This is a genomic window from Spirosoma profusum, assembly GCF_014699005.1.
Classification (GTDB): domain Bacteria; phylum Bacteroidota; class Bacteroidia; order Cytophagales; family Spirosomataceae; genus Spirosoma; species Spirosoma profusum.
Genome location: NZ_JACWZY010000008.1, coordinates 104,615 through 122,429, shown reverse-complemented (window position 1 = coordinate 122,429; position 17,815 = coordinate 104,615). Strand labels below are relative to the sequence as shown.

The following is a 17,815-nucleotide window of genomic DNA, read 5'->3' as shown; positions in this document are numbered from 1 at the left end:
TTTTCCTCGATTGCTTTTCATTTCGGGAGAGCAAGAAATCATAAATATCGAAAAATTATGCGACACAAACTTTTATTATTCTGTGCGCTTTTTCTGTACAACTTATCGACTTCGTGGGCGCAGACGCGTCAGATTTCCGGTAAGGTGACCGATGAAGCGACCAAGGATTTACCGGGCGTTAGTATTGTGGTGAAAGGAACCCAGCGCGGAACCGTCACCGATGCCAGCGGGCAGTACAAACTGGCCATTCCGGATGCGGGACCCGTAGCCGTTACGTTCTCCTTCGTTGGCTATCAAACTCAGGAAGTTAACGTTGCTGATCAGGCCACTTTAAACGTCAGTTTGAAGCCCAACGACAATTCGCTGGAAGAAGTCGTGGTAGTCGGCTACGGTACGCAGAAGAAAAAAGACCTGACGGGAGCTATCTCCACCATTGGCTCTCAGGAAGTGGCTGGCCGACAGACTATTCAGATTTCCGAAGCCTTGCAGGGAAGTATCGCCGGAGTGTCGGTGACACGTAGCAGTGCCGCGCCGGGTTCCAGCTCCAGCATTCTGATTCGGGGCATTACCACCATCGGTACCAATAGTCCGCTGGTGATTGTGGACGGCGTGCCGGTGAGCAGCATCGACAATGTAAACCCGAACGACGTAGAGAATATTACGGTGTTGAAAGATGCGTCATCGGCCGCTATTTACGGCTCACGGGGCGCAGCAGGCGTTATTCTGGTAACGACGAAACGGGCCAAAAATGGCCAAAGCAGTCTGGAGTATAATTACGAATATGGCATTCAGCGACCAACGGCTCAGCCAAGCTACGTCGGTGTGCAGGACTACATGCGGTACTTTAACGAGCAATCGACCAACGACGGAGCCAGCACCGGTCCCTATTCGCAGGCGCTCATTACGTCGTATCTCGACAGCAACCGGGTCAGCCCTGATCGATTTCCGAATACCGACTGGCAGAAAGCAATCCTGACACGTAGCACCGCACCCCGTATCCGTCACGATCTGGTTTTTACGATGGGTACGGGAAAAATCAAGACAAAAGCCTCGCTGGGTTATTCGAATGCGGGCGCGTTTTATGACAACCGGAAGTATGAACGCTACCTGTTTCGGGTCAACAACGATTTGCAGGTAAATGATAAAGTAAATGTGAACCTCGACGTATTTTTCAAACGTACCAACAACGATGGCAACGCGAATGAGCTTTTATCCAGCAACGCGTTTAACCCCATTTACGAAGCACGGGTAATGCCACCGATTTACGACGATGTTTATTCAGATGGGCGACTGGCGCTGGGGAAAGATGGTCGCAATCCGCTGGCTCAGATTCGGGATGGGGGCTTCTCGCAAACCCGCTCGAACCAGATTGGCGGTCGGATGTTGTTTAACTACAAACCCATCAATGGGCTGACGCTGACGGCACTGGTCGCACCTGTTTTTGATCTGGACAAGAGCAAATATTTCTCGAAGCAGATTCGCTTTACCAACCCAAACGGTACGTTGAGCACAGTGGTCAATCAGGCCCGCACTACGTTGTCGGAAGGACGTACCGAAGGCTTTTCGGTGAACGGGCAATTACTGGCCAATTATGCCAGAGAAATCAAGGGTGTACACTCAGTGGACGTATTGGTTGGCTTTGAAGAAAACTACCGCTCGTATGAATCGCTAAACGCGTCGCGGGGCGGTTTTGCGCTGACCGATTTCCCTTATTTAAACGCCGGTTCGACGGAATTGCGGGACAATTTGGGTAGCGCTGATGCTTCGGGATTGCATTCTTTCTTTGGCCGACTGCAATACAATTTTAAAGACAAGTACTTCATTCAGGGAAATTTACGTTCTGACCGCTCGTCGCGTTTTGCTTCCCAATATCGGCAGGCGGTGTTTCCGTCGGTGTCGGTCGGCTGGACGTTATCGGAAGAAAGTTTTCTGAAGAATAACAACTGGCTGTCGTTCCTGAAACTGCGTGGGTCCTGGGGAGAAGCCGGTAACGAACGGCTGCTTGACCGGAATAACAATCCGGCTTACTATCCCTATCAGGCCACCGTCGATTTTTCGCAGGCACTGTTTTACCAGAACGGTAGCGTAGTGCCACTAACCGGCGCGGGGCAGCAAGTCTACGCGGTTGAAAACATTACCTGGGAAACCAGCCGGACTACAGACGTAGGACTTGACGCTGCTTTCCTGAATAATCGACTGACAGTTACCGCAGATTATTACCAGAAACAAACCCGAAATATTCTGCTGCCTCTCGACATTCCGCTCTATATCGGCTATGATAAACCCAACCAGAACGCGGGCGTCATGAACGTGCGCGGTTGGGAGCTGGAACTGGGCTGGCGCGACCGGGTTGGCAAACTGACGTATTCGGTAGCAGCTAATTTATCGGACGCTCGCTCGACTGTCGGCGATTTGAAAGGCACTGAATTTCTGGGCGATATGGTTACGCGAAATGGCAGTGAATACAACGAATGGTTTGGGTATCGGTCGGCGGGGCTTTTTCAAACACAGGACGAACTTTCCGGCGCCCCCGTGCTGACGGCAACGACCAAACCCGGCGATGTGCGTTACGTTGATACAAACAAAGACGGTAAGATTACAACCGACGATAAAGTACTGCTTGGCGGCTCGCTGCCCCGCTATCTGTATGGCGGAAATATCCGACTTGACTATCAGGGCTTCGATTTTTCGGTAGCGTTTCAGGGCGTCGGAAAACGCCAGTCGCGGCTGCCAGCTGAAGTCAACCAACCGTTTGCAGAAGCTTTCGGAAATATGCCCGCCGACATGGTCGGGAAGTTCTGGAGCCTGAACAACACAGCCGAGCAAAATCGGCTTGCTACGTTTCCCCGGCTCTCGCGTACCTCCAATGCGTCGAACTACGCCTTATCGGATTACTGGCTGATCAATGGTTCTTATTTCCGGACGAAAAACATTACGTTAGGGTATACGCTGAAAAACGATCTTATGAAACGGGCAGGCGTACAAACGCTACGTCTCTACGTATCGGCCAATGATCTGTTCTCGGTTAGTAAATTTCCTAAATACCTTGATCCTGAGTCTGGTAACTACGCCTACCCAATTGTGACGACCCTGCTGGCCGGGGCTACGATTAAGTTCTAATGAACCGCTACGTATCACTTACTGCGATCTTATCACACATGAAAAAACTTGTTTATCTACTAGCCTTATCGGCCGGATTATCGGCCTGCCATACGCTGGATTTGAATCCCCCTTCCGAAGCTTCGACTGGTACGTTCTATTCTAACCAGACCGAGCTTGAACTGGCCGTGAATGACTTGTATCGTCTGGCATTCTGGGGCAATGACAACGAACTGTTCAGCGACAACGAATGGCACCGAGGCCAGCTTACCAACGCCGTTATTGGCGGCACCATGAATGCGGATGACAGCTCTGTACAGACATTCTGGCTCAATTCGTACAAAGCCATCGCCCGCGCCAACTCTTTTCTGGCAAATAAAGACAAGGCAGCTGCCAACACACCCGCCACTATTTTGCTACGTCTGGAAGCTGAAATGCGACTGATTCGGGCATATCAGTATTCGCGATTGATCACGCATTTTGGCGACGTACCATTTCTGACTGAGCCGATTCTGTTGGAAGAGTCGTACGGCGTTAAACGTACCAGTAAAGACGAAATTCTGGATTTCGTGTTCAAAGAGCTGGATTTTGCCGCCACGAATTTGCCCGTATCGTACGCTGCCGCCGACATAAAGCGACTGACAAAAGGTGCTGCGCTGGCTATTAAAGCCCGTACCGCGCTCTACATGGGCAAATGGGCGATTGCCAAAGAATCTGCTAACGCCGTTATGCAGTTAGGTGCGTCGGGTTATAGCCTGCACAGCAGCTTTGCACAGCTATTTCTAAAAGATGGCGAAACCAGCCGGGAACTGATTATCAGCATACCTCGCGATGAAAAACTACAGGTATTTGGTGCAGCCGCTTATGTTCAGGATAATATTACCCGAAATGCGGGCGGTTTTGGCGCGCAACTGCCGACCCGCGAACTTGTCGATGCATTTGAATGTACGGACGGGAAGCCCATTGACGAGTCACCTTTGTATGACCCGAAAGCGCCGTTCAGAAATCGTGATCCCCGGCTTACCGCTACGGTGGTTGAGTTCAATACGCAGTGGCTCGGTTACAATTACACGCCACATCCTGATTCACTGATGATTTTTAGTTCAAAATTGGGGCGACGTGTAACGAACAACGATAGTCGTGCAGTAGCCGCGTTTGCCAGCTATACAGGGTTTGTCTGGAAAAAAGGTATTGACCAAACCTGGGCAGACCGCCGGGTGGAAGATAACGACGCCATCATTTTTCGGTACGCCGAAATATTGCTCACGTACGCAGAAGCCAAGATCGAGCTGGGCGAAACGGATGCCAGTGTGCTGAGTGCAATTAATCAGGTCAGAGCACGGGCGTACGGTGTGGCTATCGGGCAAACCACTGCGTATCCGGCTGTTACGTCGACAAATGCTGCTACGTTACGTCAGATTGTACGGCGCGAACGGCGGGTTGAGTTCGTGCGGGAAGGACTACGTTACATGGATTTGATACGTTGGCAACTGGCTGAAAAAGCACTTGTGACACCTGTAATCGGCCTGCCAGATCCGGCTGCTCAGAATCGCGCCAAATGGCCATTCCCCGGCGTTACACCGATTGATGATGACGGTATCGCCAGTTACACGGGCTTCGGGGTCGACGTAAAAAACCTGATTGACCGTAAATTCGATAAAAGTCGCCAGTACCTTTGGCCAATTCCCGCCGTCGAACGACGGGTTAATACCAATATTACCCAGAATCCCGGTTATTGATTAGATGTATGATGTAGGAAGTATGACGTAGTACGCCTATTGACATCCTGCATTATATATCCTATACCTTACATCATACTTATACAACTGATTTTCGGATGAAAAAATATATTCTTACGGCCTCGCTGGTTGGCTGGCTGCTGGGTTGTGTGCAGGCCCAATCAAAAAAAACGCCTTCCTACAGTGGCATTTACCCGCAGTTGGCCATGTATAACAATGAGGGTGAGTGCGGTACAGGGGCGGTGGTTCCCTGGGCAGGTAAACTCTGGGTTGTTACGTACGGGCCGCATTTGCCGTTCGGATCGTCGGATAAGTTATACGAAATCACTCCCGATTTAAAGCAGATTGTTCGTAGTGAAAGCGTTGGTGGAACACCCGCCAATCGGATGGTTCATCCGGAAAGTAGTCAGTTGTTTATTGGCCCCTATGCCATTGATGCTCAGGCCCAAGTTCGGACGATTCCGTACAAAACGATGCCAGGTCGACACACCGGAAACGCCCGCCATCTGACTGACCCAAAAGGGAAAATCTATTACGGTACGATGGAAGAAGGCTTTTATGAAGTCGACGTTACTAGTCTGACACCGACTATGTTGTATGAAGACGGGAATGTTCGCCATAAAAAAGAGGACGACGTAACGAATAACCAACAAAACTCCTTACTACCGGGGGCCCATGGCAAAGGTGTGTATTCGAGCCAGGGCGTTATGGTGTATTCGAACAATGGCGAACCGGGTTCTCAGGCACTGGTACAGTTCGACATTGATGCTGGCTCGTTGTCGGAATGGGACGGGAAAGATTGGAAAGTGGTACGTCGGAATCAGTTTGTGGAAGTGACGGGTCCAGGCGGTATTTATGGCAACAAAAATCCCGAAACCGACCCTATCTGGGCTACCGGCTGGGACCACAAATCAGTGTTGCTGGGCGTACGTAATAAGGCAACTGGCTGGCATTTTTTTCGACTTCCTAAAGCCAGTCATAGCTACGATGGCGCACACGGCTGGAATACAGAATGGCCGCGTATACGTGACATTGGTTCCGAACAAAAACCTGATTATCTGATGACGATGCACGGAATGTTCTGGCAATTTCCTGGTACGTTCACAGCATCAAATACGGCTGGCATTCGCCCCCGAACATCGTATCTGAAAGTAATCGGTGATTTTACGCGCTGGAATAACCAACTCGTGTTTGGCTGCGACGATTCGGCGCAGAAAGAATTCCTGAATAAACGGAAAACGAAAGGCAATATTGAAGGCCCCGGCCAGTCGAATTCAAATCTCTGGTTTACCCCGCTTAATCTGCCTGATCAACTTGGTCCTAACACGGCTGAAGGTGCTGTCTGGCTGAAGGAAAATGTTAAAGCAGCGGAGCCATCGGAGCCATTCCTGTTTGCGGGTTGGGCCAATCGGTCGGCCTGGGTTCAGAACAATGGTGAATCCGACGTAACCATTACGTTCGAAGTTGACAAAATTGGCAAAGGCGACTGGACTACGTTACAAACCACGAGCGTTGGTGCAAACAAATCAGCTTTTATCGCTTTTCCCGCAAACGCACCGGGTGAGTGGATTCGCGTCAAATCGGACAAGGCCACCAACGTATCGGCTCAGTTTACATATTCGGCCAATGATACACGCAGTACTACGTCCAACTCTATATTTGCTGGTCTTAGTAACGTAGCGTCGTCCAATACGTTGGGCGGGTTAATGTATGGGCTCGGAAAAAATCGCCGAGCGCTTGCATTGGCTGCGCAGACGTATCAGGACGGAAAATCGACTGATGTTGGCTACTATGAATTGAGTAGTGATATGAAACTGGTCCGGAAAGAAAGTTCTGAGGATCAGAGTTTTATTAAGAGCAAATTCGCCATTCCGCAAAACGTAGTGACGATTGATAAATCGAGTGTGCTGATTGTTGATGACAAAGGCCGTCGCTGGCGTCTTCCGTTAGGTAACAACTCGTTTACGGAACTTACGAATCAGGCGGCATTACGTATCTGTCGGGAAGTGGCTACCGAGCGCGACCTGCTCAATTGCCATGGTACGTTCTATGAATTACCCGCCGAAAATGCTGATGGCTACGCCAAAATCCGGCCGGTTTCGTCGCACAACCTACGTATCAACGACTACGCTTCCTATCGTGGACTGCTGGTCATGACGGGTGTCGATCTGAACGTAGCTGCTAAAAATGAGCACGTTATCGTATCGGATGACAAAAAAGCTGCCATCTGGGCCGGTGCCATCGATGATCTCTGGAAACTCGGCAAACCAACGGGTCACGGTGGCCCCTGGAATGCTACGTCCGTGAACGCGAATGTAGCATCGGACCCGTATTTAATTGGCTTTTATGACCAACGGAGTTTGCAACTGTCGCACAAAGCCACTACACCCGTTACGTTCACCATCGAAGCGGACCCAGTTGGAACGGGTGTCTGGATGAATTATAAGACGATTTCAGTTCCGGCTGGGAAAACAGTTAATTACGTTTTTCCTGCTGATTTTCAGGCTCGTTGGGTTCGGTTTAAAACGGATAAGGCTTGCGAGGCTACTACGTTGCTGGAGTATAAGTAGTTAGGTTTAGCTGGGGCAGAGATGCACAGAGGCAACATAGAGTTACAGAGATATTTCTCCCTGTAACTCTATGTTGCCTTTGTGCATCTCTGCCCCAGCTAAAATTAAGGAATATGATACCCCAGATTGTGCTTGATTTCCTTGAGCACGAACGTACTGTTTAATACACCAATGTTCTCAATCTGAGAGAGTTTGTTCTTGACAAAATCGTGGTATTCGGCCAGGCTACCGACGTGAATTTTGAGCAGGAAATCGACCTGGCCGCCCATGTGATAGCATTCCTGCACTTCTTCGAGCTTCTGCACTTCCTGTTCAAAATTATTGATAAAGCCCTGGTCGTGGTAGCGCATCGACACCTGGCAGAACGTAGTGATGGGCTGTCCTAACAAACTTTTGTCCAGAACAGCAACGTATTGTTTGATAAAGCCCAGCCCTTCAAGCCGTTTAATACGTTCATAAACAGGTGATAAAGTAAGCCCAAGTTGAGCCGCCAGTTCCTTTGTGGTCAGCTTTGCATCCTTCTGTAATAGCCTGAGTAGCTTCTTATCAAGGTCGTCCAGGGTTTCCATGCCGAAAAAATTTCTATGAATAAATAGAGTAGTAAGCCTAATCAGTGATTTTCTTGGTGAAAGTTAGCTTTAACAATAATATTTTCTAATTTTTTTGAATAGTATCTGTGAATTATCGGTAAATATAACTTTGTGCCGTAATTAGATTGCACTTCATTAATAAAAATAGTTTAGCTCTTAGTATCCGTTTTCAAAGGTTCAATTCATTGGCTATGAAACGAGAAAGCATTTTAGTTATCGGAGCAAATGGGCAGATCGGTACGGCCCTTATCCCCCTGCTTCAAGCCCAATTCGGCCAAAATCACGTCATTGCGGCCGACCTCCGCAAACCGCAAACTGAGCAGGGAATTTTCGAACTACTCGACGCCACCAAACCCGAAGCCTTAACCGAAGTTGTCCGTCGATATCGCGTCACGCAGATTTATCATCTGGCGGCCGTATTGTCGGCAAAAGGCGAAAGCGACCCGCTCTGGGCCTGGAATCTGAACATGCAGACCGTGCTCAACGTATTGGAAGTTTCCCGGCTGAACAAGGTCAAAAAAGTGTTTATTCCGAGCTCGATTGCGGCTTTTGGCGAACATGCGCCTAAGTACGAAACCCCGCAAATGGCGTTTCTGGACCCGGCTACCGTTTACGGTATCAGTAAAGTAGCTACCGAAAACTGGTCGATGTATTACCACAAACGGTATGGCCTCGACGTTCGCTCGCTACGTTATCCGGGCGTAATCAGCTACCAGTCGATGCCCGGTGGAGGCACAACCGATTACGCCGTAGCTATTTTCCACGAAGCCGTTCAGGGGCACAATTTTGAGTGTTTTCTGTCGAAAGATACGTTGCTTCCGATGATCTACATGGACGATGCATTACGTGCTACGTTGGAGTTGATGGATGCGCCCGAAGCAAAAATTTCGATACGTACTTCCTATAATCTGGCCGGTGTGAGTTTTACACCTGCCCAATTAACGGCTGAAATTCAGACGTATTTCCCAGATTTTGTTACGTATTACAAACCTGATTTCCGTCAGGCCATTGCCGATTCGTGGCCCAAAACCATCGATGATTCGGTAGCCGAGCAGGATTGGGGCTGGAAACCCGCCTTCGATCTGCCGCGCATGACGGAGGAAATGATTACTCATCTGACACCGGTTTATCAGCCGCTTGTCGCAACACATTAAACTATGTACGGAACGATCAAAGAACAACTTCAGCAGGAGTTGGACGGCATCAAAGAAGCCGGTCTGTATAAGTCCGAACGTATCATCGTGTCACCCCAGTCGTCGGTGATTGCCATTCACGGCGGGCGCGAAGTTTTGAATTTTTGTGCCAATAATTACCTCGGCTTGTCGTCGCATCCCGACGTAGTGGCGGCTGCTCATGATACGTTGGATACGCACGGTTTTGGCATGTCGTCGGTACGTTTCATCTGTGGTACGCAGGACATTCATAAGGAACTGGAACAGCGAACGGCCGAATTTGTAGGGGCCGAAGATTGCATCCTCTACGCTGCTGCGTTCGATGCCAACGGTGGTGTTTTTGAACCGTTGCTGGGCGAACAGGATGCCATCATTTCCGACGAACTGAACCATGCGTCGATCATCGATGGGATTCGGTTGTGCAAGGCGAAACGGTTTCGTTATAAACACAACGACATGGCCGATCTGGAAGCGCAGTTAAAAGCGGCTTCGGCTTCACGTCGTATTCTGGTCGTGACGGACGGCGTTTTCTCGATGGACGGTACAATTGCCCAACTCGATAAAATCTGCGATCTGGCCGATCAATACGGGGCGATGACGATGGTTGATGAATGCCACGCCAGCGGATTCATGGGCAAAACCGGTCGCGGTACGCCCGAATTCCGGAACGTATTAGGACGTATCGATATCATCACCGGTACGTACGGAAAAGCGCTGGGCGGTGCGTCGGGTGGGTTTACAGCAGCTCGTAAGGAAATTGTTGAACTGCTACGTCAACGGTCGCGTCCGTATCTGTTTTCCAATACGTTAGCGCCAACGATTGTGGGTGCTTCGTTGAAAGTGCTCGATATGCTGCAAGGGTCAACGGCGCTACGTGATAAACTGGAGTCGAACACGAAATACTTCCGCGAAGCCATGACTTCCGCCGGTTTCGATATCCTTCCCGGTGAACACCCGATTGTGCCAATCATGCTCTACGATGCTCCGCTGGCGCAAAAATTCGCTGCCCGACTACTCGAAGAAGGCATTTACGTAATTGGATTTTTCTACCCGGTTGTACCCAACGGCAAAGCTCGGATACGGGTGCAGATTTCGGCGGGTCATGAGCCTGAACATCTGGAAAAAGCTGTGGCTGCGTTTACAAAAGTAGGGCAGGAGTTGGGCGTTATTTCAGTACCGGAACTGGTGAAATAAGCGGATTTGTAGGGTTATCGAGTTGCCCTCGAACCTGTTTAGACTTTTAAGAACAAGTTCGCAAATGAGTGCTTTTGTCATGCTGACGCAGGAAGCATCTTAACGTATCCTTCAAATACATTATGAAACGTTAAGATGCTTCCTGCGTCAGCATGACAATACCGGCTTCTAAACCTACGTTTAAACAGGTTCGTGGACAACCTTACAACTCCTTAATTCTTCCTTCACTTACAACCAATTCCGGTTCCAGAACGATTTTTTGCAGTTCAGACCCGTTCAACGTACCATCGTTGATTTTTATTAAAATGTCAGCCGCTGTAAAGCCGATTTTGTAGGGATGCTGCTCCACCGAAGCGAGTGGTGGATACTCCAGATACGTAGTAAGCGGTAGATTGGCAAAACTGACGAACGAAATATCCTGATTGATACGTTTCCCCCGACTTCGGCACACCTGCATGGCATCGAGTGCTACGTAATCATTGAACGTCAGTACGGCATCTGGACGGGCCGAATCCAGCAACTGGTTCATCTTCTCGGTGATGTCGGCGGTGGTTAAATCAACGCGTTTAATAAGTGAGTTTTCGACCGAGAGATTTGCTTCAATCAGGGCTTTCACGTAGCCTCGGTACCGTTCTTCGCTGGCTACCAATGGCTGCGGTCCATTCAACAGCGCGATACGTTGAAAACCCCGTTGCGCCAGCCATTTGGTGGCTTCAAACGCGCCTTTCTCCATATTGCATTCGACCTGATGCGTATTGATTTTTGGCGGAATCCGATCCAGAAGTACTACCGGAATTCGTCGGTCGAGCAACCGTTGAATATGGTTGAACTGCTGCGATTCCTTCGCGACGGACAATAATACGCCATCGACCTGGTTCGACGCCAGCGTTTCCAGAATCTGTTTTTCGCGGTCGTAGCGGTCATGCGACTGATACAGCGCAACCGTAGAATGCGCGGCAAAGACTACTTCTTCAATGCCATTCACAACTTCAGAAAAGAAATTCTCGCGGATTTCGGGCAGCACAACGGCAACAATCCCGGTCTTGCCCTGCCGCAGATTTCGGGCGGTTATACTGGGAAAATACTGTAACTGGTCGGCTAATTTTCGCACGGCCTGTTTGGTCTGCGTGCTGATACGTGGGCTATCCTGTAAGGCACGCGATACGGTTGACGGCGCGATACGTAATTGACGAGCTATCTCCTTTATCGTAATGAATTCTTTCATTGACGGCGGATTTGATCAAACCGAGTTGGCGAGACTGCCAAAATATAAAATAATTGCTGCTTTAGACAAACGTTTGCACAGCCTGATTCAAACGTTTGCGCAATCAAAATGGGACTTACAAGCTGCCGGATACTCGCTTATCTGTTGACGTAGTGGTAAATAACGACTAATTTACAATCACTTTTTCACGGTAAACAATACGTTCTCCGTATCCCTTAATCGCTTCTGACAATGACAACCCGTCGCTCTTTTCTTCGGACTGCTGCTTTAAGTAGCGCTGCCGTGCCTTTTCTGCCTTCTTTATATAATACAACACTGGCGGCTGCACAGACAGCCCCGCTGGCTAAAGTACGACTGGCTTTTATCGGTGTTGGCTTGCGTGGTCGTAGTCATGTAAGTCAGGCGCTTTATCGCGACGATGTTGAGATTACGGCCATCTGCGACATTTCGGCCGATTCCATTGCCAAAACCAACTCCATGATCGAGAAGGCGGGTCGAAAAGCACCAGTAGCTTATTCAAAAGGAGATGAAGCGTTTCAGGAGATGCTCAAACGCGACGACATCGACGGGGTAGTGATTGCTACGCCCTGGGAATGGCACGTACCGATGGCCGTTGCAACCATGAAGGCTGGCAAATACGCGGGTGTTGAAGTGTCGGCTACCGTTACGTTGAAAGAGTCGTGGGATTTGGTCGATACGTATGAGAAGACAAAGTCGCACTGCATGATTCTGGAGAACGTCTGCTACAGGCGCGACGTTATGGCCATTCTGAACATGGTACGTCAGGGCATGTTTGGCGAAATGACCTACGCGCACTGCGGATACGAACATGATCTGCGTAACATCAAATTCAACGACGGCAAAGGCCACGGCGTGGGTGCTGAGTTTGGCAAAAACGCCTACTCGGAAGCAAGCTGGCGCACGCAACACTCCGTCGACCGCAACGGCGATCTGTACCCAACGCACGGACTGGGGCCGGTAGCGCACTGGCTCAACATCAACCGGGGTAACCAGTTTGTCCGCCTGACCTCAATGGCGACCAAAAGTCGGGGTTTGCACAAATACGTAGTGGACAAAGGCGGTGAAAATCACCCCAATGCAAAAGTCAACTTCAAACTGGGCGACGTAGTGACCACGATGGTCGAATGCGCCAACGGCGAGAATATCATGATTATTCACGATACGAATTCGCCACGTCCGTATTCGCTGGGTTTCCGGGCGCAGGGTACGCAGGGCATCTGGATGGACGATAATAAAATGATTTATCTGGAAGACGCGAAAGGCAACCCCCTCAGCCCCAAACCCCACACCTGGGAACCATTTGCAACGTATCAGGATAAATACGATCACCCACTCTGGAAACAGCATGCCCAGACAGCGCAAAACGCGGGCCACGGTGGCATTGATTTCTTCGTGCTACGTGGCTTTATCGAATCCATCAAAAATCAGGTTGCTCCTCCTATCGACGTATACGACGCAGCGGCCTGGAGCGCCATCAGTCCGCTATCGGAAGAGAGCATCGCCAAGGGGAGCAAACCCATCGATATTCCCGATTTTACGAGGGGCAAGTGGAAAACGAATAAGCCCATTTTCGGCCTTAACGATATCTATTAACGATCCGACAAAAGGAATGTCACGGTGAAAAACGTAAAACAGATTTAAAATTTTGGTAAGTAAATAGGTTGGTTACGTGCATGACGCGGCCAAATTGATATGGCCGCGTCATCATTTTAAGAAAACGGCTCTATTTGTGCTGGTAGCTGAAATAAGTTTCTTATTAACAGGATGATACGTATGGAAAAACTTCTTGCCCCAAAACGCTTTTCCCTTATCCTGACTATTCCCTTCCTGATAACTGTCTGGCTATCTACAAGCTATACGCCCCCTGCCAAACTGCCCAACATCATCTACATCTACGCTGATGATATGGGATATGCAGAACTGGGATGTTACGGGCAGCAAAAAATTAAAACGCCTAATCTGGACCAGATTGCCCGTGAGGGGATACGCTTCACGCAGCATTACACGAGTACACCCGTGTGCGCGCCCGCCCGATGTATGCTCATGACCGGCAAACACGGCGGCCATTCCTACATCCGGGGTAATTACGAAATGGGTGGCTTTCCTGATTCGCTCGAAGGGGGGCAAATGCCGTTGTATCCGGGTGCGTTTACCGTAGGGAAAATGCTGCAACAGTCGGGTTATAAAACCGCCTGTATTGGCAAATGGGGCATGGGGATGGCTAACACGACCGGCAACCCAAATGAACAGGGATTCGATTATTTCTACGGCTATCTGGATCAGAAACAGGCACATAACTTTTACCCAACTCATCTTTGGGAGAACGGTAAATGGGACAAACTTGACAATCCAGTTATCAACGTCCATAAGAAATTAACCCCTGAAACGGCTACACCAGAAGCTTTTGCTTACTTCCGGGGAAAGGACTACGCCATCGACAAAATGGCTCAGAAAGCGCAGGCGTTTGTGAAGTCAACTAAAGATCGTCCCTTCTTTCTATACTTGCCATTCACTGTTCCGCACGCATCGCTACAAGCCCCCGAATCGGCTGTAAATGAATACATTGGCAAGTTTGATGATACGCCGTATCTAGGCCAGAAAAGCTATGCTTCGACGCCCTACCCGCGTGCTACGTATGCGGGCATGATTACATACATGGACAAGCAGATCGGTACGTTGATGCAATTGCTGAAAGACTTGAAACTTGATGACAACACCATCGTGATGTTTTCGAGCGACAACGGCGCTACGTTCAACGGGGGCGTCGAAGCAGCTTATTTCAACAGCGTAGGCAAATTGCGCGGATTGAAAATGGATGTGTATGAAGGAGGTATTCGGGAGCCCATGCTGGCCCGCTGGCCCGGAAAAATCAAAGCTGGACAAGTGACTGACCACGTATCGGTTCAGTTCGATCTGCTGGCAACCCTGGCCGAATTGGTGGGTTACAGGCAGCCGTTCAAAACCGACGGTATTTCGTTTCTACCTACGTTGCTGGGGAAACCGCAGAAGAAGCACGATTTTATTTATTGGGAATTTCCCGAAAAAGGCGGGCAACTGGCTGTTCGAATAGGTAACTGGAAAGGGGTAAAAACGGATGTACGTAAAAACCGAAAAGCCTCTTGGGAACTCTACGACCTGAGCAAAGACGAAAGCGAAACTACCAACGTAGCGGCCCAGCATCCCGACCTGGTTAAGCAGTTCGACGCCATCGTCCAGCGCGAACACGTACCTTCCCACATCAACGAGTGGGAAATTGTCAATCCTAAAGTAACTGCCGGAGGTATGTAACTGCATTAGGTATTCCGGGAAGGATTGATACCACAAAATGCGTATGTTCGTAGTTCCTAAATCTGATTTTGCATCTATGAATTCACAAGCCGTTTCGGTTTCCACGCCCGGCCGTATTTGCCTGTTTGGCGAACACCTGGATTATCTGGGTCTGCCCGTTATCGCTGCGGCCATTTCCTGTCGCATTCAGATCACGGCTGAACGTACCGACGGGCAGGACGTACTACTGAACTTGCCGGATCTTGGTACTCAGGAACGGTTTGGTTTGAATCAGTTACCCCTGACGTATCAGCACGACCGCGATTATTTTCGAAGCGCCATCAACGTATTGCTACGTAGAGGCTTTCAGTTCGGTGCAGGTATCGAAGGCGAAGTGCGGGGACGAATACCCATCAATGCCGGTACGTCGAGTTCATCGGCTTTGCTGATTAGCTGGCTGAACGTACTGACGCAACTGGCCGATAATTCGAAAGTGCTGGACCCCAAAGAGTTGGCTGAGCTAGCTTACGTTGCCGAAGTCCTGGAATTTGGCGAACCGGGTGGTATGATGGACCATTATTCGACGGCTGTGGGGGGCGTTATTTATCTGGAATCGCAGCCCGCTATTCATTTGGAAACGTATCACCCGAAGCTTGGTACGTTCGTACTGGGCAACTCGCAGGAGCCAAAAGATACTATCGGCATTTTGGGACGGGTAAAATTCGGCATGCTACGTATTGTCAAGCAGTTGACGGAATTAAATCCCGACTTTTCGTTGCATTCTACCGACATCACAGCTATTCCGGAATACAAAGATACTCTGACGAAAGACGATTATATATTGCTGAAAGGAACCTTCTCGAACCGGGACATCCTGCGCGAAGCGTTGACGCTGTTGCAAACCTCCGGTAGTACGTCGCTCAACGATGTAAAATTTGGTCAGTTGCTAACTGAACACCAGGCTAACCTGCGTGAGGCTCAGCAGATTTCGACGCCTAAAATCAACCGGATGCTCGATGCTGCTTTGGCAGCCGGGGCGCTTGGAGGGAAAATCAACGGTTCAGGCGGGGGAGGCTGTATGTTTGTCTACGCACCCAACAATGCCGAACAGGTAGCCGAAGCCATCGAACGAGAAGGCGGGCAGGCTTACATCGTCTCGGTTGATGAAGGGACAACTTCGCAATCGCGCCCTGCTTTCGAACGGGAATCAGTTAGTTAGATGTGGTTAAGCAGTCTGGAATAAGTAACTTAAGCCGATTTTTAGCCTGAAATTCATTAATCTCTATTCGTGTTTTTGTCATGCTGACGCAGGAAGCATCTTAAAGTTCCTAGCTAATGAGTAAGGATACTTTAAGATGCTTCCTGCGTCAGCATGACAAAAAACGGCTTGCCTTTATGATAAATAAGCTTCTCATTATTAGTCTCTTCCTTTCTGGAGTCGGGGTATTTGCCCAGCAACGCCCGAACGTAGTGCTCATTTACGCGGATGATCTTGGTTATGGCGATCTGAGTTGCTACGGAGCCACTAAAGTGAAAACGCCCAATATCGACCGGCTGGCCAGTCAGGGATTACGATTCAAAAATGCCTACGCAACGGCGGCTACCTGTACACCTTCCCGCTATTCATTGATGACGGGTGAATACGCCTGGCGGCAAAAGGGCACAGGTATCGCTCCGGGAAACGCATCGCTCATCATCAAACCCGGACGTAGTACCTTGCCGGGAGTGTTCAAATCTGCTGGCTATCAGACGGGCGCTGTCGGTAAATGGCATTTAGGATTAGGTGGCCCAGAAGGCCCAAATTGGAACGGTGAGGTGAAACCCGGCCCGTTGGAACTGGGCTTTACGAACTCCTACATCATGGCCGCTACCGGCGATCGGGTGCCTTGTGTGTATGTAGAAAATCACCGCGTCGTCAACCTCGATCCCAAAGATCCAATTCAGGTTGATTATAAACAGAAAATTGGTGACTGGCCGACGGGAAGCGAAAATCCGGAGAAGCTGAAAATGAAGCACTCACACGGCCACGACATGACTATAGTGAATGGCGTAGGACGTATCGGCTGGATGACGGGTGGAAAAGCTGCACTCTGGAAAGACGAAGATATGGCCGATGTATTTACGAGTCAGGCAGTTAAGTTCATCGAAGCGAATCAGAAGAAACCGTTTTTCCTGTTCTTCGCGACGCATGATGTTCACGTACCGCGTGTGCCCCATCCACGATTTGTCGGCAAAAGTGGTCTGGGCGCCCGGGGGGATGCGTTGCTGGAATTCGACTGGGAAGTGGGCGAAGTGCTGAAAACACTCGATCGGCTGGGATTGGCCAATAATACCATCGTAATGCTTTCCAGTGATAATGGGCCGGTGGTCGATGACGGATATCAGGATCAGGCTGTTGAAAAACTGGGTGGGCATAAACCCGCTGGGCCGTTACGTGGTGGAAAGTACAGCGCGTTCGAAGCCGGTACGCGAGTTCCACTGCTGATACGTTGGCCGGGTCAGGTAAAAGTTGGTGTTTCAGAAGCACCCATCAGTCAGGTTGATTTTCTGGCCGATTTTGCTACGTTGCTGGGGCAGACCTTCAATCAGGCTGACTCGCCTGACAGTGAGAACCAACTCAATGCGTTGCTTGGCCATGACCCCACTGGCCGCTCGGTGATTGTTGAGCATGCCGGTACGTTGTCGATTGTACAGAAAAAGCCTGGCGAGGCCCGTTGGAAGTACATCGAACCCAGCAACGGAGAGTCTTATTCCAAAAATACCAATACTGAACTCGGTAACAATCCCAAACCCCAACTGTATAATCTGACGGATGATATTGGCGAGAAAAAGAACGTAGCCGATCTGCATCCCGACCGCGTTCAGCAAATGAAGCAGCAGTTGGATAAGATTCGGAATAAGAAAGCGCAGTAAACCTAAAAAAGGTTGTGACACAGAG

At 49.7% G+C, this 17,815-nt stretch carries 11 protein-coding genes; 9 read left to right on the top strand and 2 right to left on the bottom strand.

Going from position 1 to position 17,815, the window contains the following annotated elements:
- Window positions 1–57 precede the first annotated feature (57 nt).
- The 3 genes from IC229_RS12010 to IC229_RS12000 all read left to right on the top strand — a co-directional run bounded on the left by IC229_RS12010 (window position 58) and on the right by IC229_RS12000 (window position 7,408).
- A complete protein-coding gene (locus IC229_RS12010; protein ID WP_190887222.1) occupies window positions 58–3,120 on the top strand; it encodes a SusC/RagA family TonB-linked outer membrane protein in 3,063 nt (1,020 codons plus the stop codon).
- A gap of 38 nt (window positions 3,121–3,158) precedes the next feature.
- Window positions 3,159–4,838: a RagB/SusD family nutrient uptake outer membrane protein gene (locus IC229_RS12005; RefSeq protein ID WP_190887221.1), complete on the top strand. Its 1,680-nt coding sequence runs from the start codon at window positions 3,159–3,161 to the stop codon at window positions 4,836–4,838.
- A 98-nt stretch (window positions 4,839–4,936) separates the two neighbouring features.
- Complete coding sequence (locus IC229_RS12000) at window positions 4,937–7,408, top strand: hypothetical protein (RefSeq protein ID WP_190887220.1); 2,472 nt, start codon at window positions 4,937–4,939, stop codon at window positions 7,406–7,408.
- A gap of 104 nt (window positions 7,409–7,512) precedes the next feature.
- On the opposite strand, the gene IC229_RS11995 is transcribed toward IC229_RS12000, so the two are convergent.
- On the bottom strand, window positions 7,513–7,977 hold the full coding sequence (locus tag IC229_RS11995; RefSeq protein ID WP_190887219.1) for an Lrp/AsnC family transcriptional regulator: 465 nt from the start codon (window positions 7,975–7,977) through the stop codon (window positions 7,513–7,515).
- A gap of 212 nt (window positions 7,978–8,189) precedes the next feature.
- Between IC229_RS11995 and IC229_RS11990 the strand changes: the two genes are divergently transcribed.
- Both IC229_RS11990 and kbl read left to right on the top strand, forming a co-directional pair.
- On the top strand, window positions 8,190–9,152 hold the full coding sequence (locus IC229_RS11990; RefSeq protein ID WP_190887218.1) for an NAD-dependent epimerase/dehydratase family protein: 963 nt from the start codon (window positions 8,190–8,192) through the stop codon (window positions 9,150–9,152).
- 3 nt (window positions 9,153–9,155) lie between these two features.
- On the top strand, window positions 9,156–10,364 hold the full coding sequence (gene kbl / locus IC229_RS11985) for a glycine C-acetyltransferase (protein WP_190887217.1): 1,209 nt from the start codon (window positions 9,156–9,158) through the stop codon (window positions 10,362–10,364).
- A 202-nt stretch (window positions 10,365–10,566) separates the two neighbouring features.
- Here the strand turns inward: kbl and IC229_RS11980 are convergent, their stop codons facing one another.
- Window positions 10,567–11,589, bottom strand: coding sequence for a LacI family DNA-binding transcriptional regulator (locus tag IC229_RS11980; protein WP_190887216.1), 1,023 nt, complete (start codon window positions 11,587–11,589; stop codon window positions 10,567–10,569).
- A 231-nt stretch (window positions 11,590–11,820) separates the two neighbouring features.
- Between IC229_RS11980 and IC229_RS11975 the strand changes: the two genes are divergently transcribed.
- From IC229_RS11975 to IC229_RS11960, 4 genes are all read left to right on the top strand, one after another.
- Window positions 11,821–13,203: a Gfo/Idh/MocA family protein gene (locus IC229_RS11975; RefSeq protein WP_394355934.1), complete on the top strand. Its 1,383-nt coding sequence runs from the start codon at window positions 11,821–11,823 to the stop codon at window positions 13,201–13,203.
- A gap of 180 nt (window positions 13,204–13,383) precedes the next feature.
- The gene (locus IC229_RS11970; RefSeq protein WP_190887215.1) at window positions 13,384–14,898 is read left to right on the top strand and encodes an arylsulfatase; all 1,515 of its coding nucleotides are present in this window, start codon (window positions 13,384–13,386) and stop codon (window positions 14,896–14,898) included.
- Between the two features lie 76 nt (window positions 14,899–14,974).
- Window positions 14,975–16,096: a GHMP family kinase ATP-binding protein gene (locus tag IC229_RS11965; RefSeq protein ID WP_190887214.1), complete on the top strand. Its 1,122-nt coding sequence runs from the start codon at window positions 14,975–14,977 to the stop codon at window positions 16,094–16,096.
- 176 nt (window positions 16,097–16,272) lie between these two features.
- Window positions 16,273–17,790: a sulfatase family protein gene (locus IC229_RS11960; protein WP_190887213.1), complete on the top strand. Its 1,518-nt coding sequence runs from the start codon at window positions 16,273–16,275 to the stop codon at window positions 17,788–17,790.
- Window positions 17,791–17,815: the final 25 nt, after the last annotated feature.